Origin of the sequence: Vibrio penaeicida, assembly GCF_002933855.1 — a bacterium.
In the GTDB taxonomy this organism is placed as follows: domain Bacteria; phylum Pseudomonadota; class Gammaproteobacteria; order Enterobacterales; family Vibrionaceae; genus Vibrio; species Vibrio penaeicida_A.
The window spans coordinates 38,127-61,775 of the sequence record NZ_BFAQ01000017.1; the positions used below are offsets into that span (position 1 = coordinate 38,127).

25 protein-coding genes are annotated in these 23,649 nt (G+C 44.4%); 5 read left to right on the forward strand and 20 right to left on the reverse strand.

Going from position 1 to position 23,649, the window contains the following annotated elements; all coding sequences use genetic code 11:
- Nucleotides 1–5: 5 nt before the first annotated feature.
- From VPNCDNU1_RS09980 to VPNCDNU1_RS09990, 3 genes are all read right to left on the reverse strand, one after another.
- A complete protein-coding gene (locus VPNCDNU1_RS09980) occupies nt 6–923 on the reverse strand; it encodes a bifunctional GNAT family N-acetyltransferase/hotdog fold thioesterase (RefSeq protein WP_101114541.1) in 918 nt (305 codons plus the stop codon).
- A 111-nt stretch (nt 924–1,034) separates the two neighbouring features.
- Entirely contained in the window at nt 1,035–1,469 is a 435-nt protein-coding gene (gene dtd, locus VPNCDNU1_RS09985) for a D-aminoacyl-tRNA deacylase (RefSeq protein WP_104400196.1), read from the reverse strand.
- Nucleotides 1,466–2,278 (reverse strand): virulence factor BrkB family protein, encoded by an 813-nt coding sequence (locus VPNCDNU1_RS09990; protein ID WP_237324117.1) that lies wholly within the window; start codon nt 2,276–2,278, stop codon nt 1,466–1,468. The genes dtd and VPNCDNU1_RS09990 overlap by 4 nt, the downstream gene beginning before the upstream one ends.
- A 121-nt stretch (nt 2,279–2,399) precedes the next feature.
- On the opposite strand from VPNCDNU1_RS09990, the gene VPNCDNU1_RS09995 reads away from it, so the two are divergent.
- On the forward strand, nt 2,400–3,035 hold the full coding sequence (locus VPNCDNU1_RS09995) for a DUF2959 domain-containing protein (protein ID WP_104400198.1): 636 nt from the start codon (nt 2,400–2,402) through the stop codon (nt 3,033–3,035).
- 125 nt (nt 3,036–3,160) lie between these two features.
- Here VPNCDNU1_RS09995 and hemN read toward each other — a convergent pair whose 3' ends face one another.
- From hemN to VPNCDNU1_RS10020, 5 genes are all read right to left on the reverse strand, one after another.
- Nucleotides 3,161–4,534: an oxygen-independent coproporphyrinogen III oxidase gene (hemN, locus tag VPNCDNU1_RS10000; RefSeq protein ID WP_371410786.1), complete on the reverse strand. Its 1,374-nt coding sequence runs from the start codon at nt 4,532–4,534 to the stop codon at nt 3,161–3,163.
- Between the two features lie 212 nt (nt 4,535–4,746).
- Nucleotides 4,747–5,241: a DUF2489 domain-containing protein gene (locus VPNCDNU1_RS10005; protein WP_104400199.1), complete on the reverse strand. Its 495-nt coding sequence runs from the start codon at nt 5,239–5,241 to the stop codon at nt 4,747–4,749.
- Between the two features lie 11 nt (nt 5,242–5,252).
- Nucleotides 5,253–5,801 carry a Der GTPase-activating protein YihI gene (yihI, locus tag VPNCDNU1_RS10010; protein ID WP_104400200.1) on the reverse strand — a complete coding sequence of 183 codons (549 nt, stop codon included), beginning with the start codon at nt 5,799–5,801 and terminating at the stop codon, nt 5,253–5,255.
- Nucleotides 5,788–6,438, reverse strand: coding sequence for a class I SAM-dependent methyltransferase (locus tag VPNCDNU1_RS10015; protein ID WP_104400201.1), 651 nt, complete (start codon nt 6,436–6,438; stop codon nt 5,788–5,790). Before VPNCDNU1_RS10015 ends, yihI begins: the two co-directional genes overlap by 14 nt.
- Nucleotides 6,439–6,624: 186 nt before the next feature.
- Nucleotides 6,625–7,242 (reverse strand): c-type cytochrome, encoded by a 618-nt coding sequence (locus VPNCDNU1_RS10020; RefSeq protein WP_104400202.1) that lies wholly within the window; start codon nt 7,240–7,242, stop codon nt 6,625–6,627.
- A 138-nt stretch (nt 7,243–7,380) separates the two neighbouring features.
- On the opposite strand from VPNCDNU1_RS10020, the gene yihA reads away from it, so the two are divergent.
- Entirely contained in the window at nt 7,381–8,049 is a 669-nt protein-coding gene (yihA, locus tag VPNCDNU1_RS10025) for a ribosome biogenesis GTP-binding protein YihA/YsxC (protein WP_104400285.1), read from the forward strand.
- A 510-nt stretch (nt 8,050–8,559) separates the two neighbouring features.
- Here yihA and VPNCDNU1_RS29405 read toward each other — a convergent pair.
- The 4 genes from VPNCDNU1_RS29405 to hemB form a co-directional block, all read right to left on the reverse strand.
- Nucleotides 8,560–8,607, reverse strand: a complete 48-nt coding sequence (locus VPNCDNU1_RS29405; protein WP_438356636.1) for a hypothetical protein — start codon at nt 8,605–8,607, stop codon at nt 8,560–8,562.
- A 191-nt stretch (nt 8,608–8,798) separates the two neighbouring features.
- Nucleotides 8,799–11,600 (reverse strand): DNA polymerase I, encoded by a 2,802-nt coding sequence (gene polA / locus VPNCDNU1_RS10035; RefSeq protein ID WP_104400203.1) that lies wholly within the window; start codon nt 11,598–11,600, stop codon nt 8,799–8,801.
- An 839-nt stretch (nt 11,601–12,439) separates the two neighbouring features.
- Entirely contained in the window at nt 12,440–12,874 is a 435-nt protein-coding gene (locus VPNCDNU1_RS10040; RefSeq protein WP_104400286.1) for a GNAT family N-acetyltransferase, read from the reverse strand.
- Between the two features lie 69 nt (nt 12,875–12,943).
- Entirely contained in the window at nt 12,944–13,987 is a 1,044-nt protein-coding gene (gene hemB, locus VPNCDNU1_RS10045; RefSeq protein ID WP_104400204.1) for a porphobilinogen synthase, read from the reverse strand.
- 196 nt (nt 13,988–14,183) lie between these two features.
- On the opposite strand from hemB, the gene VPNCDNU1_RS10050 reads away from it, so the two are divergent.
- On the forward strand, nt 14,184–14,948 hold the full coding sequence (locus VPNCDNU1_RS10050; RefSeq protein WP_104400205.1) for a TatD family hydrolase: 765 nt from the start codon (nt 14,184–14,186) through the stop codon (nt 14,946–14,948).
- Between the two features lie 60 nt (nt 14,949–15,008).
- Here VPNCDNU1_RS10050 and tatC read toward each other — a convergent pair whose 3' ends face one another.
- Genes tatC through rmuC form a run of 7 tightly spaced genes read right to left on the reverse strand, consistent with a single transcriptional unit; the run spans nt 15,009 to nt 21,034 of the window.
- Nucleotides 15,009–15,761, reverse strand: coding sequence for a twin-arginine translocase subunit TatC (gene tatC / locus VPNCDNU1_RS10055; protein WP_101114554.1), 753 nt, complete (start codon nt 15,759–15,761; stop codon nt 15,009–15,011).
- Nucleotides 15,762–15,815: 54 nt separating this feature from the next.
- Nucleotides 15,816–16,154, reverse strand: a complete 339-nt coding sequence (gene tatB, locus VPNCDNU1_RS10060) for a Sec-independent protein translocase protein TatB (protein ID WP_104400206.1) — start codon at nt 16,152–16,154, stop codon at nt 15,816–15,818.
- A 3-nt stretch (nt 16,155–16,157) separates the two neighbouring features.
- Nucleotides 16,158–16,406 carry a Sec-independent protein translocase subunit TatA gene (gene tatA, locus VPNCDNU1_RS10065; RefSeq protein ID WP_101114556.1) on the reverse strand — a complete coding sequence of 83 codons (249 nt, stop codon included), beginning with the start codon at nt 16,404–16,406 and terminating at the stop codon, nt 16,158–16,160.
- Nucleotides 16,407–16,464: 58 nt separating this feature from the next.
- A complete protein-coding gene (gene ubiB / locus VPNCDNU1_RS10070; protein ID WP_104400207.1) occupies nt 16,465–18,099 on the reverse strand; it encodes a ubiquinone biosynthesis regulatory protein kinase UbiB in 1,635 nt (544 codons plus the stop codon).
- A complete protein-coding gene (locus VPNCDNU1_RS10075) occupies nt 18,096–18,701 on the reverse strand; it encodes a ubiquinone biosynthesis accessory factor UbiJ (protein WP_104400208.1) in 606 nt (201 codons plus the stop codon). The genes ubiB and VPNCDNU1_RS10075 overlap by 4 nt, the downstream gene beginning before the upstream one ends.
- Before the next feature lie 7 nt (nt 18,702–18,708).
- A complete protein-coding gene (gene ubiE / locus VPNCDNU1_RS10080; protein ID WP_104400209.1) occupies nt 18,709–19,491 on the reverse strand; it encodes a bifunctional demethylmenaquinone methyltransferase/2-methoxy-6-polyprenyl-1,4-benzoquinol methylase UbiE in 783 nt (260 codons plus the stop codon).
- A gap of 40 nt (nt 19,492–19,531) precedes the next feature.
- Nucleotides 19,532–21,034, reverse strand: coding sequence for a DNA recombination protein RmuC (rmuC, locus tag VPNCDNU1_RS10085; protein ID WP_104400210.1), 1,503 nt, complete (start codon nt 21,032–21,034; stop codon nt 19,532–19,534).
- 117 nt (nt 21,035–21,151) lie between these two features.
- Between rmuC and VPNCDNU1_RS10090 the strand changes: the two genes are divergently transcribed.
- On the forward strand, nt 21,152–22,054 hold the full coding sequence (locus VPNCDNU1_RS10090; RefSeq protein WP_104400211.1) for a DMT family transporter: 903 nt from the start codon (nt 21,152–21,154) through the stop codon (nt 22,052–22,054).
- Nucleotides 22,055–22,124: 70 nt separating this feature from the next.
- Here the strand turns inward: VPNCDNU1_RS10090 and VPNCDNU1_RS10095 are convergent, their stop codons facing one another.
- A complete protein-coding gene (locus tag VPNCDNU1_RS10095) occupies nt 22,125–22,475 on the reverse strand; it encodes a DUF413 domain-containing protein (protein ID WP_104400212.1) in 351 nt (116 codons plus the stop codon).
- 214 nt (nt 22,476–22,689) lie between these two features.
- On the opposite strand from VPNCDNU1_RS10095, the gene VPNCDNU1_RS10100 reads away from it, so the two are divergent.
- Entirely contained in the window at nt 22,690–23,577 is an 888-nt protein-coding gene (locus VPNCDNU1_RS10100; protein WP_104400213.1) for a LysR family transcriptional regulator, read from the forward strand.
- The last annotated feature ends 72 nt before the right edge of the window (nt 23,578–23,649 follow it).

Genomic DNA, 23,649 nt, shown 5'->3' on the forward strand with positions numbered 1-23,649 from the left:
TATGCCTAGCGCCCAAGCATTCCCTGATAATTAGGCAGAAGCATATAAGTGCCAGTAAACTCCACAGCAGCATGTTCGCCACTGTAAATAGTTACATTAATAACCACGCGTGCTTTACGCCCGGCGGCCAGCCTGTCTAAGTCACCACTGATTCCATCGAGCGAGGTCGCCGCAATTGGGCTTTGTTCAACCGCATGGCAGTAACGTATGCGGCTATCCACCAGCACAATGTCCGCTTCCAATTCACGCTCTTTCATCAAAAGCCAAGTCATACCCCAGCCCGTTAACGTGGCTAAAGTAAACGCTGAACCAGCAAACAAGGTGTTGTGAGGGTTTAAATTGGGATTTAGCTGAGCGCTGCACTCGAAACGGTAACCCGTGTATTGATTGATTTTAATCCCCATCTTGTCACTGATAGGAATTTGGCTTTCCCAACGATCTTGCAATTCTGCACACCATTCCGGGCGTCGCAATACATTCGCTAATGGATCCAGCGATTTCACCATTTGTTGGTGACGCATAGGACCACGTTCGTCATTGAGTTCACCTTGGCTTTCAAATCCATTTTTCTCGTAGAAGGCAATCGCATCTTCACGTGCATTACACACTAAGCGCTTAACCCCTTCTTGACGAGCAAATGACTCCAGCGCCACCATGACTAACGATCCGATGCCTTTACTTCGGCGATTCGGTTTCACCGCCATGTAGCGGATCTGACCTTCGTTATCAGGCGTGATATATAAACGCCCAATAGCCATCGGACGACCTTTACCGTCCACGATCATTCTGTGGTGGCTAAGTTCATCGTATTCATCCCTTTCCGAACCGACAGGCAAGCGCCAAGGTTCACGCAGCATTTGCCAGCGAAAGTGATAGTACTTATTCAGCTGGTTCGCTGTTTTTGGGGTGACTAGTTTAAACATGAGATTCCTTTGCTCGTTAGCACTCTTTTGAGATCGAAAGCCTGTATGCAGATTGAAAGCTTATATGCACATTGAAAGCTTGTACGGAGATTTGAAGCTTGGCTTTGTTGGCTATACCTGTAGCCAGAAAGTCACTGGTCCATCATTGACCAAAGACACTTTCATATCAGCCCCAAACCGTCCTCTCTCTGTACTGATTTTTTCAGCGCATCGATCAGAGAAATAATCGTACAAACGCTCCGCTTCAACGGGATGGGCACCTTTAGAGAAACCCGGTCGTGTTCCCTTTTTCGTGTCCGCCGGTAATGTAAATTGAGACACGACTAAAACACTTCCGTTCACTTCTTGGACGTTCAGGTTCATTTTTCCCTGATCATCTTCAAAAATTCGGTAGGTTAGAACACGTTCCATCAGGCGTTTCGCCTTGGCTTCATCGTCTTCTCTTTCAACGCCAAGCAGGATAAGAATCCCTTTATTGATCTCGCCAACTGCATCGCCATCAACGTGGACTGCAGCCTCACTGACTCTTTGAATTAAGGCGATCATCCGCCGCTTCCTTGTTGTTCTTCTTTATTTTCAGGCTCGGTACTGTACCACATTTCTCGTTCTCCAAGGCTTGCTGTCACTTCTGCTCCTACCAGAACAATCAACCAACAGAGATAAACCCAAACAAAAAGAATCGGTATTGCTGCTAATGCACCGTAAATAAGCTGGTAAGACGGGAACTGAGTAATATACATGGCAAAACCCTTTTTACTCAGTTCAAACAGTATGGCAGCCACGAGAGCGCCTAGCGCCGCGTCTTTCAACATTACCTTCTTGTTGGGCACCAACATGTAAAGCCCCATAAATGCACAAAAAGATAAAATAAAGGGCAACCCACTCAGTATTTCTGAGTAGACCGTAGAAATAGCTTCGCTTTCGATCAAATTGAGAGACGTGACATAAGATGTAGCAGCAATAGAGGCTCCGACCAGGATCGGTCCTAGCGTTAACACCATCCAGTACATTGAAAACGAATACACGTGGCGACGTTTTTTTTCTACACGCCAAATATAGTTTAAGTTTTTATCGATGTTGGAAATCAACATCAAGGCGGCCACAAACAGAAAACCACCACCAACCGCGGTCATTTTGCCAGTGTTAGCGACAAAGTCATTCAGCGCCGATTTCACTGCGGCTCCGGCTGCTGGCACGAAGTTAGTGATCACGAACTCCTGAAGCACGTCCCCTGCATTGGCAAATACCGGAAACTTAGAAAGCACTGAAAGCAATACTGTCAACATAGGAACAAGCGACAATAGCGTAATGTACGCCATGTACCCTGCACTCACGGTTAAACGATCGCGTCCCATGCGTCCAAGTAGATAGCGGAAAAATTGTTGAGAATGAACGGCTATCTCTTCGAACTTCAACTTGTATCTCCTTGTTAAGTCGTCCATAGTTCTTTCAATTCTATACGAAAAGGAAATCCAAATGCGTTTTGTTTTTGCTATGGCGATGTCTTTGCTTTTTATTACAGGCTGCCAATCAACATATTACTCAGCGATGGAGAAAGTGGGCGTTCACAAACGTGACATCATGGTTGATAGGGTTGAAGATGCCAGAACCGCACAACAAGAAGCCCAAGAAGAATTTTCGAGTGCACTTGAAGCCCTTTCTGCGTTAACACAATTTGATGGCGGTGATTTGGAATCAATGTATAAGAAAATCAACGCCAAGTATGAAGACAGCGTAGATGCAGCTGAAACGGTTTCTAGCCGAATCAGTTCCATTGAAGATGTGTCGGATGCCCTTTTTGAGGAATGGGAAGAGGAACTCACCCTCTACACTAGTAGCAAACTGCGCCGCGATAGTGAATCCAAACTCAAGCAAACCAAGGCGTCATACAATACCATGCTACGTGCCATGAAGCGGGCAGAGAAAAAAATGACGCCCGTACTCAACACCTTGCAAGACAACACACTCTATTTAAAGCATAACTTGAATGCGAGTGCCATTGGGTCACTGCAAGGCGAGTTTATGAGTTTAGAGAAAGACATTGAAGTGGCGATCAAAGAGATGAAGTCAGCCATAACAGAATCAGATAAATTCTTGGCGAAGCTTAAATGAGCCGAACTTTAAACAGCCTTCGTTATAAGTCGCCTTCGTTCGAGATACACAAAAGCCATATACCTACGCAAGACACCAAAAAGGGGCATCTAGCCCCTTTTGTTTATTCAAATATTTGAGTTTCTCTAGATCACTCGTGAGAATTGCTGCTGACGTGCCTTATCTCGTAGATATTTATCGAAGCACATACAGATATTTCGAATCAACAGGCGACCTCGCAACGTGACGCGAATTTCGCTGTCATCCACTTCGACCAACCCGTCATCCACAAAAGTTTGCAACAGTTCCAAGTCTTCTTTGAAGTAATGATTAAACTCAACATCAAATTCATTTTCAATGAACGTTTTATCCAGCTTAAAGTTGCAGATTAGCTGCTTTATGACTTCACGTCTCAGTAGGTCATCGGAATCCAGTGATACGCCCTTCCAAAGTGCATGACGCAGTTCATTAACTTGAGCGTAGTATTTCTTTAGCTCTTTTTGATTCTGAGCATAGCTGTCTCCGATCATAGAAATCGCAGACACACCAAATCCAACTAAATCGCAATCGCCTTGTGTGGTATAGCCTTGGAAATTACGGTGCAGAATGCCTTCTCGCTGCGCGACTGCAAGCTCGTCGTCTGGTTGAGCAAAGTGATCCATTCCAATGAATTGGTAACCTGCGCCCGTCAAAGTACCGATAGTATCTTGAAGAATCGCCATCTTCTCACTTGGCGCAGGTAAATCGGCATCTTTGATTTTACGCTGTGCTGCGAATAACTGAGGCATATGAGCATAGTTAAACACCGATAAACGACCTGGCTGCATTTTCAGCACTTGCTCTAACGTTTTCGCAAAAGAAGCTTGGGTTTGCTTGGGTAAACCATAAATCAAATCCAGATTGGTAGAGCGAAAGCCAAGCTGCTTGGCTTTTTCAACCATGTCGATGATAAATTGCTCATCTTGCTCACGGTTAACCAGCTTTTGCACTTCTTTATCAAAATCTTGAACACCAATGCTTAAACGGTTAAACCCTTCAGCACGCAGATGATCAAGCATATTTAGCTCAATTTCTCTTGGGTCAACTTCGATACTGATTTCAGCACTCGCGTCAAATTGAAACTCTTCCCGAAGGAGTGACATCAAGCGTGATATTTGAGCCTTATCTAGGAAAGTTGGCGTTCCCCCTCCAAAATGCAATTGCGTCACATGACGATGGTGCAGCAAAGAAGCACGTTGTCGAATTTCATGCTCTAGTACATCTAGGTATTCATCCGCTTTGTGCTGATGACGAGTGATCACTTTATTGCAGCCACAGTAATAGCAAAGCTTGTGGCAAAACGGAATATGCACGTACAGTGACAGTGGGCGCTCTGGGTATTGCGCGCAGGCCATATCGAATTCAGCAATGGTATAGGCTTCATGGAACTCCAACGCGGTTGGATAAGAGGTGTATCTCGGCCCTGAGTAATTGTATTTATCTAATACAGTTTGATCCCAAACAATTTGCTCACTCGACATCGTTTTATGACTCGACATAGCTTTGTGACTCGACATTGCTTTGTGCTTCCGGTTTAGTGCTTAGGGGCGTATTTTGCCATATCACAATGACAGTGACGGTATACGCTGTCAGATTTAATAATAGAAATGTTCAGAAGTGCTAGTGAGATCACTCGCACTCTGTGATCGATCCCAGAACACGATCTGGGTCGATTCACATGATGATAGATAAATCAGGAAGCGACCACATTGATATTGATCTGGTTGTTCAGCGGTTTGATTTTGTCTTTGAGTATTTTAAGCTCTTCGACAATAGCATCATTTAAGCGGACTTCTGCCTTCTGGCGAGCCAGAGTTTGTTGCATGCGTTCTTTTTTTGCCAGTGTTTGCCTATCTTCTCCGCGAGCCATATCCTTAACGACATGATACAACTCGGCAATTGCAGGGTATTCTTTATCGAAGTCAATTCGATCTTCACCCTGCACGTAATCTAGGATGCAATACACGCGAATACTGATTTCAGACAAGTCGCATTGCCCCTGAATACCAGCAGCACACAGGGTATCTACATTTTCAAAAATGTTGGCATTACGCTTATTAATCGCTAGCGCTTTATGTTTCGCTTGCAGTTCCTTCTGCTTTTTCAGTTGCAGTAAAAGATAACCTGCGTACGAGGCCAGCCCTAAAATGATGAGCCCACCTATCACAGCTAATGCGGTTACTGACATTACTTTCTCGCCTATTCTTTCAAGTTATCTATGTCTAGATCTTCGAACTGAGAGAGTAAATCATCGTCAGATTTCGCTTTAGCAGGCGCTTCAAACGTTTCTTCTACTTCCTCAACTTCTGGCTCCATCAACCCAAGTTGATTCATCAGAACTTCGATGCGATCCAGTTTTTCATCCACGAACTGCTGTAGACCTTTACCCAAGCTTTCACCTGCGTCGATTCGATCTAGGAGTACAGCCAGCTGTGCATCATTTTCCAACATTTCAAGCTCTTGCTCAGCGGAAAGGCGACGCTCTTGCTTCGTTGGCTTTTTCGTTGGTTCAATAATCAACGGAATCTTTTTCTTGCTACCCAAGCGAGGGTCACGTTTTTGACCGTTGCCAGAGTGCTTCGATTCAGAGGCTTCAGAATGACGGCTACCCGACTTCAAACCTTTACGTTTTTTCAGCTTTTTACGCAAGCGACCTTCAACGTCAGATTCGCTGCGATTACGCGTTACAATTACGTCAGGTTCGCCTATTACAGCACCTGGTTTTCTAGATTTTTTACTTCGACTCATTACTGGGTTTCCTCAGTAAAATTACATCATTGCCAATAAACTCGAGTTGGAGTCCGTCCCGTCGCGCTAAGTATTGAAACGTTGCACGACTAAAAAAGATCACATGTGTAAGATCATTTTTATAATGCCATCCCGCAAAAGCTTCAAGGCTAATCACCATTTTGGTCATTATCCCTAGCCATCCGCCTGGTTTGACTAAACTCAACCATTGCTGCCACACTTCATCAGGTTGATAGAGATGCTCTATTACCTCAGTGGCAGTTACAAAATCATACGCTCTATCAAGTACCCTCTTATCAGGATAATAGTAGAGATCGTAAAGAGAAACGGTATGTCCGCTCTCTTCTAACATGAGAGACAGTGTTGGCCCTGGTCCACAACCGAAATCCAACCCATGCGAATGGGGTTTGACTCGCTCAACTATAGGCGTGGACATTCGGCTCAAAAAACGGCGGTATCCTTCATCAGAAGGATCATTCTCGTGCCAGTCATACATGGTCTTTTCTTCTTCAGCCGTCAAGCGCTGAGCGGGATCAACAAACACCAATTCACATTGCTGACATTGATGATAACGTCGACGACGGTCTTCAAAGTAGTCTGAAGTCTGCGATGAGTCGCAGAGCGGACATACATGCATGTAGGCATCCTCAGTTAGGGATGCGAAACATACCAGAAAGTGAGGTTAGAGTGGAGTTTTATTGAGCACTTTCTGCTTAATCATGGTAAAAAGAGCCGTTGATGGGATTGAAACGTAAAAAGCGGCAAAAAAATCGCCGCTTTTTAGTCTTAATAAAGACAATATAGGGTTGTCTTCAAATAAGGCTTAGTGCAAACCGCCCATGTATTTGGACAGTATGTCGATGTCTTCGTCTGTCAGCTTTTTCGCGATATCACGCATCATAGCGTTCATATCGTTGTTGCGATCTCCAGAGCGGAATTTAACCAATTGAGCTTTGATGTAGTCAGGGTGTTGACCCGACACTTTAGGAAACCCTGAAAGCTCAGTACCGTTACCACGAGGACCATGACAAGCAATACAAGCTGTAATGCCACGTTGCATATCACCAGCGGCGTACAGTACTTTACCGCGATCAACTACTTCATCAGGAGTCGTACTTTCTGCGGTTGTCAGTGAAGAATAATAAGCAGAAAGATCTGCGATATCTTCGTCTGACAATGGAACGGCCATGGCGCTCATAGCAGGATCATAACGACCTTGCTTTCCGCCTGTCTGCCCGCCTAGCTTGAGATCTTGTAACTGCTTCTCAAGATATTTGGCATGCTGACCAGCCAATTTTGGATTAATTGGAATCAAACTGTTACCGTCTGCACCGTGGCAGGCTGCACATGTAAGAGATTTTGCTTTACCAGCTTCAATACTACCTTGGGCCCATACAGAGCAGCTGGCTAATAAACTCAAGATTAGCACTAATTTTTTCATGACATTCCATTATAATTATCAAGCTTCCAGTACCACATGATGTGGTTGGCTATTGGTACAATAAAACGACCTTATGCCGAGCAAGGATATTTTACACAAATTCACAAAAAAGTAATCAATCGACTACACAAAGACGAGATGGAGTTAACAGTGAGCGCAAAAATTCATTACCAGAACACACATTTTATTACCAGCGCCCCTGACATACGTCACTTGCCAGAGGATAAGGGAATAGAAGTTGCGTTTGCTGGCCGCTCTAACGCCGGTAAGTCCAGTGCACTAAATCGACTAACTAACCAAAGAAGTTTAGCAAAAACCAGTAAAACTCCAGGCCGTACTCAATTAATTAACCTATTTAAAGTATACGACAACTGCCACATTGTTGATCTTCCTGGCTACGGATTTGCTCAAGTTCCTTTAGAAATGAAGAAGAAGTGGCAGCAATCATTAGGGGAATACCTTCAAAAACGCCAGTCTCTTAAAGGTTTAGTGGTTCTGATGGACATTCGCCATCCAATGAAAGAATTGGATCAGCAGCTTATTTACTGGGCAGTCGATTCTGGCATTCCGGTTCAAGTACTGCTAACAAAAGCAGACAAACTGAAAAGCGGAGTAAGAAAAGCCACGCTACTTAAAATCCGTGAAGCGTCACTGACATTTGGTGGTGAAGTAAAAGTTGACGTATTTTCTTCTTTGAAAGGCATTGGTGTTGACCAACTAAGATCCAAGATGGACGAGTGGTTTGCTCCAGCATTGATAGAAGAAACTCAAGAGAGCGAAGACCCAGAACAACCCACTGAAGAGTAAGCAATTTTTCTCTTAAAGACAAAAGTCCCCACCTTTTTGGTGGGGCAACGGGAGAGAAATAGGAGGTATTATTATTATAGGTAAAAAGCATTCATGATCTCCCATCAAAACTCAAGGTCTTTCTCTACTTTTTTTTAAAACCTTGCCACCCGGCACCTTTTACCATCAGGGCTTATTTGCATAAAGCTCTTGTTTCATGCCTTACATAACTAAATTTCACATCAAGCTTATTTTTCAACAAAAATCATCTTATTGACAATGCGGTTTTTTACTACAAAAATCTCTTCAGTAAAAAAGTCTGAATGTATTTATTTACATAAAATCGAAGCCATTAGCTTGGCTATGAAAGAATTGTTTTACGAATTTCTAGCAAATACGTTTGGAAAGGTTTTCCATGGAGAAATAATAATATGTGGAAAAGAGAAGCATCAAATGCTCATTATTACAGCAATATGTTGTTTTTATTACAATAAAAAACGCCCCAGTCAAAAACTGACTGGGGCGGCTGAATCAGCCTAATCCAATAACGTGAAACAAAAGGTCTGAAAGATAGAACATCTTACCTCTGTACCCTACGAGAGATAATGTACAACATTTACTCAGGGATGAAAACTATTTTTGTAGTTTTTTTTCATCAATAATTTGTAAAAGTACATTAACACTTTATTTTACACGACTTTTTTTAGCCTATAAAAAAGCCAGCATGTGCGCTGGCTCATATATATTTGCTGGATTAGAGCAAGATTTGGCTAGTGGGCTTGATCCCAGTTGTCACCATGCCCAGCTTCCGCCACTAATGGGACATTTAGATCTGCTGCAGATTCCATCAGTTTTTGTACTTTACTTTCAACTTCGGAAAGAACTGACTCTTCTACCTCAAACACCAATTCATCGTGTACCTGCATCAACAGCTTCACTTTGCCGTCGCCTTCAGCTTGTATCCACTCATCCACCAATAACATGGCTTTCTTAATAATGTCTGCCGCCGTCCCCTGCATTGGCGCATTAATCGCAGCACGCTCCGCAGCTTTACGACGCATACCGTTACGAGACTTTATTTCTGGCAGATGCAAACGACGACCTTCAAGAGTTTCGACAAACCCTTGCTCTGCCGCATTGCTCCGAGTGTCTTCCATGTACTGCATCACACCAGGGTAACGTTCAAAGTACTTATCCATGTAACCCTGCGCTTCACCACGGGGAATACCAAGTTGTTTAGCAAGCCCAAACGCACTCATACCGTAGATGAGTCCAAAGTTGACGGCTTTAGCACGGCGACGTTGCTCGCTGCTGACCTGCTCAATATCAACACCCATAACTTCTGCGGCTGTTGCTGAGTGAATGTCTTTCCCTTGGCTAAAGGCATCCAGAAGCGCTTGGTCGCCCGATAAGTGCGCCATGATCCTCAATTCAATTTGAGAGTAATCGACCGCGAGAATCTTCCAACCATGAGGAGCAACGAATGCTTGGCGAATTCGTCGACCTTCTTCATTTCGAATAGGGATATTCTGCAAATTAGGATCGGTAGAAGAGAAACGCCCCGTTGCCGTTACCGCTTGATGATACGACGTATGCACTCGACCAGTTGTCGGGTTGATCATCTTCGGAAGTTTATCGGTGTAAGTAGATTTCAGTTTTGCCAAACCGCGATACTCAAGAATCACTTTCGGCAACGGATAATCTAAGGCTAAATCTTGCAGGACTTCTTCATTCGTAGAAGGCGCACCCGATGGTGTTTTCTTTAAAACGGGCAGCCCCATTTTTTCAAACAATATGGCTTGAAGCTGTTTTGGAGAACTCAGGTTAAATTTGTCACCAGCAAGCTCGTACGCTTTTTGTTCCAACTCATCCAACCGTACAGCAATTTCTTGTGATTGAGCACCTAACAACATGTCGTCAATAATAACGCCCGTTCGCTCAATACGTGATAACACTGGAACCAAAGGCATCTCGATGTCTTTATATATATGGTTAAGCTTTTCATCTTGCTCTAAATTGCTGTAAATACGATTATGCAAACGAAGAGTAACATCCGCATCTTCCGCAGCGTATGGCGAAGCTTCTTCTAAATCGATTTGGTTAAACGTCAGCTGATTCTTTCCCTTACCTGCGATCGACTCAAACGACATGCAGCTGTGCTGTAGGAAGCGAAGCGCTAAGCTGTCCATATCGTGTTTACCGCCGACACTGTTATACACATAAGACGCTAACATGGTGTCGTGCTTGATGCCCTGCATTTCGATGTCATAGCGAGCCAATACACTGGCGTCGTACTTCAAATTCTGCCCCACTTTGGCAACATTACTGTCTTCTAGTAAAGGCTTGAGCTGCGCCAGTACCCAGTCTCGATCCAATTGCTCTGGTGCATCCAAGTAATCATGTGCGACGGGCACATACGCAGCCACACCCTCTTCTGTAGCGAACGATAAGCCAACAAGATTCGCGACCATGTAATCCAAACTATCTGTTTCGGTATCAAATGCTATCAGCGGAGCAGCTTTCAGTTTTTCTAACCAATTGCTAAAGCTCTCTTGTGTTAGCACCGTTTCGTACTGACTGCGATCAATCGAAACTGCGCTGGTATCCATGCTATCTGCAGAAGCAGAAGCAGAAGAAGCAGAGCTTGACCCAGACGTATTGTTACCAATGGCTTCTACTTCGCCAGTACCGCCTTCAAGCAATTCATTTAGCCAAGATTTGAAAACCAATTGCCCATACAGCTTGATCAGCTCGTCTTTATTGGGGGTTTCTTTTTTCAGAGTTTCTGGCGTCTCTTCTAGCTCAACATCCAGTTTAATGGTCGCTAGCTCGTAAGATAGGTATGCGTTCTCTTTGTTGTCTGTTAGCTTTTTCGCCATGGTTTTTGAACCGCGGAAACCAAGAGGTGCAATATCGTCTAAGTTTTCATAAAGCTTACTCAAGCCGCCAATGCCTTGCAGCAAAGCCGTTGCGGTTTTATCACCAACACCTGGAACACCTGGAATGTTATCGACTTTATCCCCCATCAATGCGAGGTAGTCGATAATCAATTCAGGAGGGATACCAAACTTGTCCACAACGCCTTCACGATCCATGACGACATTCGTCATAGTGTTAATCAGTGTGACATTTTCATCCACTAGCTGCGCCATGTCTTTGTCGCCAGTACTGATCAATACCGGCATTCCCGCTTTTGAAGCCTGAGCCGCCAATGTGCCAATCACATCATCGGCTTCAACACCAGGTACACAGATAAGTGGAAGCCCCATGGCTTTAATAACATTGTGTAAAGGTTCTATCTGACAACGCAAGTCGTCCGGCATAGGTGGGCGATTAGCCTTGTATTCCGGATACATATCATCACGGAATGTTTTGCCCTTAGCATCAAAGATGACTGCAATTCGTTCAGAACTGAACTGACGCATCATACTACGCAGCATGTTCACCACACCATAAACCGCATTGGTCGGTATGTCGCCATTGCTCATGGTACCGGGGTAAGCGTGAAACGCCCGATAAAGATACGATGAGCCATCGATGAGAATCAAAGGGTTGTCTGGTATGGTTGCCATAATCTGTCTGTCCAAATACAGTGCGAGAAATAATGGGCTTAGAATGCCATGACTCGACTTGGGATACCACGTTCGCAAACTCAAAATGAAGCCGGAGTGCAATTTCTCAGCCGTCTTAAAAAGCGAGCCTGAAAGTAGGTATGTTGCGCAACAAATCATAACCATAACTGTGGATAACTCTGTTGGTAAAAGTTACCCACAGATGATTAACAGTCAAAAACACACACTCATTTTCTTTTTAAAATCAATAAATACAACAAGTTAAGCAAAACAAGATCCTAAGATCTTTGATCTTATTATGATCATGCCTTGTGGAAAATAATTTGAGTTAGAGAAAATAATCTAAAAAATCAATAGAAATATTTGATATTTTAATCAGTATTTAGAGTACGACATTCAAATGTAACTTAAGAAAGAATCATACTGAGTATTGAATAGTCGATAATGAACGATCTATGGACCATTTGAGGCGAATTTGCCGCCATTTGTATCATCTAAATACGATACCGCTATTAAGGGTTTGTTGATCTGTCGAGATGATATTGAGGTAATGGAAAACGAAGCAATGATGGAGAGAAAGAAATAAATTTTAGATAAAAGAAAGCGACATCTAATGATGTCGCCTAGCAGAAGTGGCCGAAATGATGAAATATATCACTTCGCCTTAAAGCTAAATTACACTGGAAGCAATGTGAGCAATGTCGTGTCATTCAAGAATCAGTGCAAGTTCGCTTGAAACTGAAATCAATTCCTTTTGAACTGTTCCTTATTCCCTAAGACGAGTTCAATAATAATGATTCTCATTTGCAGGTCAATAGCTAAACGAGAATTTTTCTCATTTATTTTTTAATTTCTTTTATAAAATGGATTCGAGACTCTATGACATCAGGATATTTTTCAACCATATCAACCAGATATCCGTTACGTATTAAAAGGCGCAGCATAGCGGGAAATTCATTACGAGACTTCACATTTATTTGCTTATACCCACTTTTTATCGCCCATTTCTCCTGTTCTTCCAGTAAAAGTTGGGCAACTCCTCTTTTTCTGCCTTCAGGTAAAACACCGCCAAACCAGCTATAGAAGCTGTCTTTATCCAGTTCGTAGCCTATTTTGAAACCAAGCAAATTATCACCTTCCTCTGCAATGAGGATGAGATTCACCTTGTCTTGTAACCTCTTGGCTAAGTTAGTGACAGTTTCTTTTTGCACAAATTCAGGGATAGCGTTCGCCACCTCAATACACTCATTTAGGCTTCCCGTTCGAATTTTCATAATGATTCCATACAAAAAAGCTGAACCATAAGGCTCAGCTTCTAATTGATAAAAAATACCGGTCAACATTTATTCTGGCTGGGTATTCTCTTTTGCTTGAGCGCCTTCTTCCGCAAGCCACTCAGCGACGTCTTTAGCAAAATAAGTCAAAATACCGTCTGCACCTGCACGTTTAAAGCACAACAGAGATTCAAGTACAGTCTCGCGCTCCTTTAGCCAACCGTTCTGGATAGCGGCTTTGTGCATGGCATATTCACCAGAGACTTGGTAAGCAAAAGTTGGAACCTGTAATTCGCTTTTCACGCGGCGAACCACATCCAGATATGGCATGCCAGGCTTAACCATTACCATGTCTGCGCCTTCGTTGATGTCCATTGCGACTTCTTGCAATGCTTCATCACTGTTAGCAGGGTCCATTTGGTAGTTTTTCTTATCGCCACCTTTAAGGTTAGATGCCGATCCGACCGCATCACGGAAAGGTCCGTAATAGTGAGAGGCGTACTTCGCAGAATAGGCCATGATCTGAGTGTGAATATGACCGGCTTCTTCTAACGCCTCGCGGATTTTGCCAATTCGACCATCCATCATATCGGAAGGGGCGACAACATCAGCGCCTGCTTCGGCATGAGAGATAGCTTGCTTGATGAGTACTTCCGTCGTTTCGTCATTCAACACATAGCCATCGTCATCAATGATGCCGTCTTGCCCATGTGTCGTAAAAGGGTCTAACGCAACGTCAGTGATCACACCAATATTTGGGATATGCTCTTTTAACAACTTCACAGCACGCTGCACCAACCCATCAGGGCTATACGCTTCTGTCGCACATAGGCTTTTAGCGTCTTGAGTAACAACAGGAAAAAGCGCAATCGCTGGAACACCCAATTTAGACAAATATTCCGCTTCTTCTAGCATCAAGTCGATCGATAAACGCTCAATACCCGGCATCGATTCTACTGGCTCACGTCGGTTCTTACCCATCAAGATAAAGATTGGGTAAATCAAATCGTTAACTGTTACTTGGTTTTCTGCCATTAAACGGCGGCTGAAATCATGCTTTCGCATACGTCGCATACGGCGACCTGGAAATTGACCTTGGATGGAAACAGACACGCTCTTCTCCTTGTCTGGAAAAATTCTGGCAGAAACTATATCACTCTCGCCTGATCACGCCAGTAAGAATCGACAAAAATGCCCTTAGACGCATGGTTTTAAAGTTCCGAGCGAGAGTTTTAAAATCCCGAGTATGAGTTTTAAAATCTCGGGTATACTGAGACGAGAATTTTGTCATCAACGCTCAAGTACCAATATGATAGATACTCACGCTCACATTTACGCCGCAGAATTTGATGAAGACAGAGAAGCCGTTATTGCTCGTGCTTTAGAACAAAATATAGACCAAATTTTGATGCCGAATATCGATCTCGATTCGATAGTACCCATGCTAAAAACACAGGAACAATTTCCCAATGTTTGCCACTCTATGATGGGGCTGCATCCTTGCTACGTGAATGCCGACGTCGAGAGCACTCTAGCAGAAATTTATTCTTGGTTTGATAAACATAATTTCATTGCCGTCGGTGAAATAGGTATTGACCTGTATTGGGACAAAACCTTTAGAACCGAACAAGAAAAAGCCTTCACAACCCAGCTCAATTGGGCAAAAGAGTTAGATTTGCCGGTTGTGATCCACACTCGAGACTCCATAGAGCAAACTCTGCCTTTACTTGCTAAAGAACAAGACGGTCGCCTTTCGGGTGTATTCCACTGTTTTGGTGGAAGCTTAGAAGAAGCCAAAGCGATCAATGACTTAGGCTTTCATCTTGGGTTAGGTGGTGTGTCTACGTTCAAAAACGGCGGAATGGACAAAGTGATCCCTCATTTAGATATGGATTACGTGATTGTGGAAACCGACTGCCCTTACCTAGCACCAGTCCCTCATCGTGGAAAACGAAACGAGCCTGCTTACACTCAGCTTGTTGCTCAGCGTGTGGCCGATCTTAGAGAGTTATCATTAGACCAAGTCGATCAGCTGACGACGCAGAATGCGAAAAAACTGTTCCGCTTATCGTAAGACTTGGTGTGAAAACATCGCCTCTAAAAATAAAAACTGCGCTCGAATGGCGCAGTTTTTTTATTCTTCCGGTTGCCCGATTTCTTGAGGTTCTCGCCGCCCATAGAAGCGAGCAAAGAACAGCCCTACCTCGAACAACAAACACATTGGAATCGCCAATAATGTTTGAGAGATCATATCAGGCGGCGTCAGCATCATACCAACAACAAACGCTGCGACAACGATGTAAGGGCGCTTTTCACTGAGGCTTTTGACATCCGTGGCACCAGTCCAACACAATAAAATAATCGCAACAGGCACTTCAAACGCTATGCCAAACGCCATAAACAGAGCCAGCACAAAATCTAGATAACTGGAAATGTCCGTCGCAAACTCAACGCCACCAAGGGAAATCGCAGTAAAGAAACCAAACACCAGTGGGAAAACCACAAAGTACGCAAACGCGACACCGCAATAGAACAGCACTGAGCTCGAAAACAGCAGTGGCATGATCAACTTGCGTTCATGCTTATAAAGACCAGGGGCAACAAAAGCCCAGATTTGATAAAGAATCAAAGGAACAGCAACAAAAATCGACGCCACCAAGGTTAACTTCAGGGGCGTAAAAAATGGCGATGCTACATCGGTCGCGATCATCGTCGCACCTTCCGGCAACCTTTCAATTAAAGGCGCGGAAACAAACTCATAGATTTCGTTGGCAAACCAGATCAACCCTAAGAAAACCACCATAACCGACACGATTGCTTTCAATAGTCGGTTGCGCAGTTCAATTAAGTGACTGATCAATGGTTGCGTTTGCTCAACAGAAGACATATCGAACCTCAACAACGGGGATCAAAAAAGAGCTGCCTGATGCAGCTCTTTACTTTACTCATCGGCTTTTTTATCGGAAGGTGCCGGGGCATCTTCTTTATTTGCATAGGGTCGCTGTACATCCTGCGCTGCCTGTTTAAGTTCATCAACAGACGCTTTCAAATCGGGAGAGAGATCTTCCATCCCCATTTGTTCCGCTTTACGCAGGTTATCTTGCAGCTCTTGCACTTTCAGCTCGTGCGACAATTCGTCTTTAACGTTATTTGCCATGCTCTTCGCTGCACCGATGAATCGGGAAACACTACGAATGGCAACGGGTAACCGCTCCGGACCTAAAACCACCAGCCCGACGACAGATATTAATACCAGTTCCCAAAAACCGATATCAAACACGTGTTACGCCTGCTCTTTGTTTTTAGCGGTATCAGTATCAGAAGTTGCGTCTGTTTTCTTCTGTTCGATGTTTTGCGTCTCAAAGTCAGCGTCTTTCTTTTCAGTCGATGCTTTGTCTTCGTCGCTCATCGCTTTTTTGAAGCCTTTTACAGCACCGCCTAAGTCGCCACCAATGTTACGAAGCTTCTTAGTTCCAAACAGCAATAGCACAATAACGGCTATAATAATTAGTTGAGTTACACTAATACCCATTTCGCTCACCTCGGGTTAGTTTTTGTAAAAATATAATCTTTTAAAGAAAGTCTACCGCCTATTTACGGTAAGCACGCCAACTAAACAACCAAAATGTGACACCAACGAGGCCACTGCTTAAAGCAAATGGTTCATATTGACTATCAAGTAAGATAGCCCCGCACACAATTAAAGTTGCCCCAATCCCAAACAAAAACCTTCCGGTTCCTTGTTGGCGTTTGGATTGACGGTATCCTTGATAAAGCCTATCCATGCGCTGATCTAAAGCCCTACCTTGCTTAAGGCTATCGTACAACAGCTCTGGCAATTCTGGCAGTTTTTCTGCCCAAAATGGTGCTTTATCTTTTACTGCATTGATCACTGCCTGTGGACCTACTTGATTTGCCATCCAAGTTTCTAGAAATGGCTTCGCGGTTTTCCACAAATCAAGCTGAGGGTAAAGCTGACGCCCCAGCCCTTCCACATATAGAAGCGTTTTCTGCAAAAGTACCAGCTGTGGTTGCACTTCCATATTAAAGCGTCGGGCGGTATTGAAAAGGTTGAGCAGTACATGCCCAAACGAGATCTCCCCCAGTGGCTTGGCAAATATCGGTTCACACACCATGCGGATAGCAAATTCAAATTCCTGCACATTGGTGTCGGCGGGTACCCAGCCAGAATCCACATGTAACTCGGCAACTTTACGATAATCGCGGTTGAAAAACGCCAACAGGTTTTCAGCCAAGTAGCGCTGGTCTTCCCTGTTCAAAGTGCCGACAATGCCACAATCCAAGCCAATCCACATTGGGTCGTCTGGATGTTCAGGCTTCACAAAGACATTTCCTGGATGCATATCGGCATGAAAGAAGCTGTCGCGAAATACCTGAGTAAAGAAAACGCTAACAGCGCGCTCAGACAACAGGCTCATGTTCGTACCGTTAGCGTGAAGCGCCGCTATATCAGACACCTGAATGCCATAAATCCGTTCAGATACCATCAAGGTTTCGCTGCTTAAATCCGAAATCACCTCGGGTACATACAGCTCTTTACTGCCTTCAAAGTTGCGTCTTAGCTGAATCGCATTGGCGGCTTCTCGTCTCAGGTCGAGTTCGTCCAGCAAAGTTTTTTCGTATTCTCGAACCACTTCAACAGGCTTTAATCGCCTAGTTTCTGGTAATGCTCTGGCAACGATTTTCGCCATCCGATACATTAACTTCAAATCCGCGTCGATCACGGGTTTGATGTCTGGACGAATAATTTTCAACACCACTTCGCGTCCGCTGTCTTTCAGCTTTGCAGTATGTACTTGGGCAATCGAAGCCGAGGCAAGCGGTTTGATATCAAAATCTGTAAACCAGTTATCTAGGCTGCCGCCAAGCGCTTTCTCCATTTGATCTTTCGCTAGCTGACCATCAAAAGGGGCAACTTGATCTTGCAACAACGCCAATTGGTCGGCGATGTGAGGAGGAAAGAGGTCGCGGCGAGTCGACATCATTTGACCGAATTTAATCCAAACAGGACCTAGCTCTTGCAGCGCCAAACGAATGCGATTGCCGAGCTCTTTGTCTTGATGTTTGTTTTTAAGCCAAAACAGCCCTTTACGAGCAAGAAGTGGAGCACGGGTCAGGTGATGTTCGGGTAATAATTCATCCAGCCCATATTCAAGCTGAACTTTTACAATTCGATATAGGCGGCGTAATTCAGCTGGTGTCATACTTTCTCCAGCAGTGCATTTAGGCGAGATTCTGTGCGTGCCACAGCACTGGCAATATCGTCCACTTGATCACAAAAATGTGCGACTTCAAGAGGAGGAGGCGCAATACGCCACTCTTCCGTCAAAACTTGAGCGATATGGTCTTGCTTTTTTTCGGCATTTTTTTTAACCCACTCAACGCTTTGCTTCGCGCCAGAGACAAATGTATGGGCAATCACATCCCCTGTTACACGAGAAAGCCACTCTTCGAGATCAGGTTTGGCATCCGTTAATAATTGAGAGAACTTTTGTGCCAGTTGAATATCGCCTTCCAGCACCAGTTTGTCTTGTTTGATCAGTTGCGTAATATTCGCCTGTTCACGTAACTCGGGCAAAACGCTTAGGCTCAAAGACAGATAACAGTCTGCATCCCCTTCAAAATGTGCCAGCACATCAATCTGCTGGCTAAAAATAAAGGTGAGGGTTTTGTTGATTTCTTTTACGTGAACCTGAATCACCTGCCCTTTCAGACGGGTCATGCGTTTCACTAAGGCAGGGTCATCCTGAATCAGGGTATTAAGCGTGGTTTCCACCACAGCGGTGACCAAAGGTTCAAATGGCATAGTAACCTCAGTATTTAAAGCCACGGTGTAATGCAACAATACCGCCCGTTAAATTGTAGTATTTGGTTTGCTCAAAACCAGCTTCATCCATCATGCCTTTCAGTGTTTCTTGGTCTGGGTGCATTCGGATGGATTCCGCCAAATAGCGATAGCTTTCAGCATCGTTGGCAATCAACTCGCCCATTTTAGGCAGTAAATGGAACGAATACGCGTCGTAGACTTTAGAAAGCGGCTCGAATACAGGTTTAGAAAATTCCAGAACCAGCAGACGACCACCAGGCTTAAGCACGCGATACATTGAACGAAGCGCTTTTTCTTTATCCGTTACATTCCGCAAGCAGAAACTGATGGTAATACAATCGAAGTGATTGTCTGGGAAAGGCAGTTCTTCCGCATTGGCTTGAACATAATTAACGTTACCCACGATGCCTTTATCGCGCAGTTTATCGCGACCGACATTCAGCATGGAATTGTTAATATCGGCAAGGATCACGTTCCCTTTTTCACCGACAATACGAGAAAATTTCGCCGTCAGATCGCCCGTACCACCACCCAAATCGAGAACACGCTGACCAGAGCGTACGCCACTGCAGTCAATCGTGAAACGTTTCCACAACCGATGAATACCACCCGACATCAAATCATTCATGATGTCGTATTTCGCTGCAACCGAGTGGAATACTTCGGCCACTTTCTCCACTTTTTCTTCCTTGGCTACGGTTGTGAAGCCAAAATGTGTTGTGTCGTCAACGGGTGAAGCAGGGGTATTCTGAACGTTTGTTTCTGTCATCATTTTTCCTCGTAAACAATCCCTTGGGCATTGCGAGCGCTTAGTCTACTTTATCCTCAAGCGGTTGTCTTTCCACTAACGTGTCATTTTGCGCGATTTCCAATAGGGTATCTGGAATACTACGTTTAACTTCGACCCCAAGATCTTTGAAACTCTCCGCTTGCCGCACAACGTTGCCTCTTCCGGTAGCCAATTTGTTCATGGCACCCTGAAAATTCTGATTGGCTTTATCCAGTGCTCCGCCCAAACTCTCCATGTCTGTCAGGAATAAACGGAGTTTGTCGTAAAGTTTGGCAGCTCGCTCAGCAATGATTTGGGCATTTTGATTTTGCCTGTCGTTACGCCACAAATTGTCGATGGTGCGTAAAGCCACCAGCAAAGTGGTTGGGCTCACTATGATGATGTTGTGCCTCATGGCATCTTTCACCAAGCTTGGGTCGGCTTGAATGGCAACCTGAAATGCGGGCTCAACTGGCACGAACATCAGCACATAATCCAAGCTCTGAATACCTTTGAGTTTCTGGTAATCCTTTTGACTGAGCCCTTTTATATGCGCACGCAACGCGAGTAGGTGCTCACTTAATGCTGCATCGCGTTCAGAGTCGGTGTCGGCGTGAAAATATCGCTCGTAAGCAACTAACGCCATTTTGGAGTCCACAACCACTTGCTTGTCGTGGGGTAAGTGAACAATCACATCGGGCTGATAACGCTTACCGGCTTCATCTTGCAAACTGACTTGCGTTTGGTATTCGTGCCCTTCACGAAGACCAGATTCTGCCAACACGCGCGCCAACACGACTTCCCCCCAATTCCCTTGCTGCTTGTTGTCCCCTTTCAACGCTTGGGTCAAATTCAGGGCTTCTTGCGCCATCTGTTCATTGAGTTTTTGTAGGTTACGAAGTTCGTGCACCAACGTATGGCGCTCTTTGGCTTCATGCCCAAAGCTGTCCGACACTTGTTTTTTAAACCCTTCAATCTGATCTTTGAGTGGGTTGAGTAACCCTTCTAAACTCTGGCGATTTTGTTGATCAACTTTGGCGGTTTTATTTTCAAACAGTTGATTGGCTAAGTGTTCAAATTGTTGTTTGAGGCGCTGCTCTGCGTTCTCTAGCAAAGCCAATTTTTCCTCACTGGCTTGCTGGGCTTGATGATGGCGTGCATCCTGTTCACGCTGGCTGGCTTGTGCTTCTGCGAGTTCACGTCGGAGCTGGTCAACGGTCGTAGCCAGTACTTGTTTCTCTTGGCGAAGTGAATCTAGGTGCCTCAGTTTTTCCATCGCGACCAACATTTTTCCATGAGTCTGTTTTAACTCAAACGCAGATTGGTCTCGGGCATTATCAAGTTCATCAAGATCTTGCTGTGCGGAAGCAAGTTGCTCGGCGGTTTTTTGGTGGAGTTGTTTTTCTGTCTCCAGTTCTTGCTCTTGGCGCTGGAGTTCCATCCGCATTTTTTGTTTCACCCACCAGCCTGAAATGATCATTCCAGTGACAAAAATGCCAAAAGCGCTTAAAAGAAGCTGCTGATTCTCCACTATCCACTGCATAATGTTTGCCTAAGTTTTTGACTTAACTCTTTGATAGTATTTTTACACTGGATAAATGTCCAGTTTTTGGCTTCAGTCCAATCCATTTTCGCGCCCAGAAGTAAGGAAAAATGAAGAATGAAAAATGAGCGACAGGCGTTGATTTATGGCATAAGTGCCGTGCTTTTATGGTCTACGGTTGCCACCGCGTTCAAATTGACGTTGGCGGAATTCACGCCTATCCAGATGCTTACTGTGGCCAGTTTGGTTTCAGCCATGGCGTTGTTTGTGATTTGCGGTGTTCAGGGGAAACTCAGCCAATTAAAAAGTACATTTGCCGCTAACCCTTGGTTTTATTTGTTGCTTGGGCTCATCAACCCACTCTTCTACTATTTGATTCTTTTCAAAGCTTACGACTTGTTACCGGCTTCACAGGCTCAGCCCCTCAATTACAGTTGGGCAATCACACTGACATTAATGGCGGCGGTGTTTTTAGGGCAAAAGATTCGTAAGCAAGACTGGGCGGCATGCCTACTTGGTTATGCTGGCGTGGTCGTCATTGCAACCAAAGGCAATGTGCTCGCGCTGGAATTTGAAAACCCATTGGGCGTTGGACTAGCTCTGCTTTCCACTGTTTTGTGGGCAGGTTATTGGATATTAAACACCAAAAACAAAGCCGATCCTGTTTTGGGTGTGTTACTTGGGTTTCTCGTCGCGTTGCCGTTTGCTTTTGCCATCAGCTTTTATGAAGGAGCAAGTTGGGAGCACATTAGCCTAAAGGGCTGGGCGGCCGTAACGTATGTCGGGCTCTTTGAGATGGGTGTAACATTTGTTTTATGGCTGAGCGCACTTAAGGCAACGAAAAATACGGCACGAATCAGTAACCTCATTTTCACGTCGCCGTTTATTTCGCTTATGTTGCTCGCGACTATTATTGGCGAAGAGATTCACCCTTCCACCTTCATCGGATTAGTGATGATCGTCGTTGGCTTACTTATTCAGCAAATCAAACGTCAACCTAAAACCATTAAAGAAGCCTAAACAACTCAAGCCACTAAAACGGCACCTCATCGGTGCCGTCAGTTTTGGAATTAAATCAGCTTAACTCACTTTATTCGTCGTCGATTGCGATCAACTCTTCCGATTCTTCTTCACTCTGTTTACCTATCGTGTGAAGCGTATGGAAAGTACGTCGACCATAAGCGATTTTATGATATTTTAACCACACATTTTCAAGCTTTGTCTTCGCTTTTCCAGGGTTTTCCAGCACCTTAAGGAAATGCTTTTCTTCGCTGTTGTCTGGTTCTAGCTCGCCATGTTGCAATGCATTGAGCGTTTCACCATAAGTAGTGAGAAGGTCACACTCCATAAGAGTAAAGTCTCCGGATTTTCCAAATCCACGTGGAAACTTCTTATTATCGAAAAAACGTTTTTGTCCAACACGAACTTCGATGTCTGACATAGTTGCCTCAGGTATTGATACAAATAAAAAGGTGTCGTATGAGGTGAAAATTAGGACGTAAACTGAAAAAAGAAAAACAAATTATTTTTATCGTAAACACAAAAATCTATTATTGATTTGTGAGTCCCATAGATCTAAAAATGCATATAAAAAAATACTGGTTCCAATGAGCGTTAATTGGGTATCAAAACAGCTAAGCCACTCTGGATAAATTATGGATGTAAAAGTATTCCGTACGTTTCTCGAAGTTGCCCGAGTTCGTCACTTTGGACGAGCTTCAGAAAACCTCTATATCACGCAAGCTGCAGTCAGTGCTCGGATCAAGCAGTTAGAAAGCTATTTCGATACCAGCTTGTTCATCCGCGATCGGAACAGCATTAAGCTTACCAGTGCCGGAGAAAAGTTGATTTCCTACGCGGAGATCATGGTGAACACGCTTCAGCAAGCCAAAACAGAACTCTCTTTAGCAGAAGATAAATCAATCCAATTAACTTTGGCTGGCACGCCCAATATCTGGGATGCGTATTTGCAGAACTGTTTGAGTGTTATCGCAGACACGTTTAGCGGCTATGCCTTTCAAGCAGAAGCATTAGCGAGAGAAAACCTTAACCGGCGTTTATTGGAAAAAACGCTCGATATGGCGTTTGCGTTTGACCCCCTCAAATCAGACGAACTGGCTTGTAAGAAAGTGGCTGATTTGGTTCTGCTTTTGGTTTCGACTGAACAAACCGATGCTCATAGTGCTTTGAACAACCGCTACGTGTACGTCGACTGGGGGACTCGATTTGCTTCGGAACACGCCGATCGGCATCGCAAAATTGCTCCGCCATTACTTAGAACGTCCACTGCCCGTATTGCACTGGATTTTATCTTGGATAAGGGTGGCGCTGCCTATTTGCCCGCTTCGATTGTTGAACCCTTTGTTGCTTCCGGTCAGCTTCATCAAATCAAAGACATAGAACCGTGGTATAGACCTATTTACCTGAGTTATCGAAAGGACACGTCGGCCATTGAAGCGGTGCAGCGTATCGAAGGTATGGTGAAAGACATCGACCCACTCACTGCATTCAGCCTGCAACAAGCTGGGGAAATGGGCGTTTAGGTTTAGCTTTCAGTCGTCCAGCAACCTTCAGCAATATGCCCTACCTAACATAAAAAAGGAGCGCATCGTTAG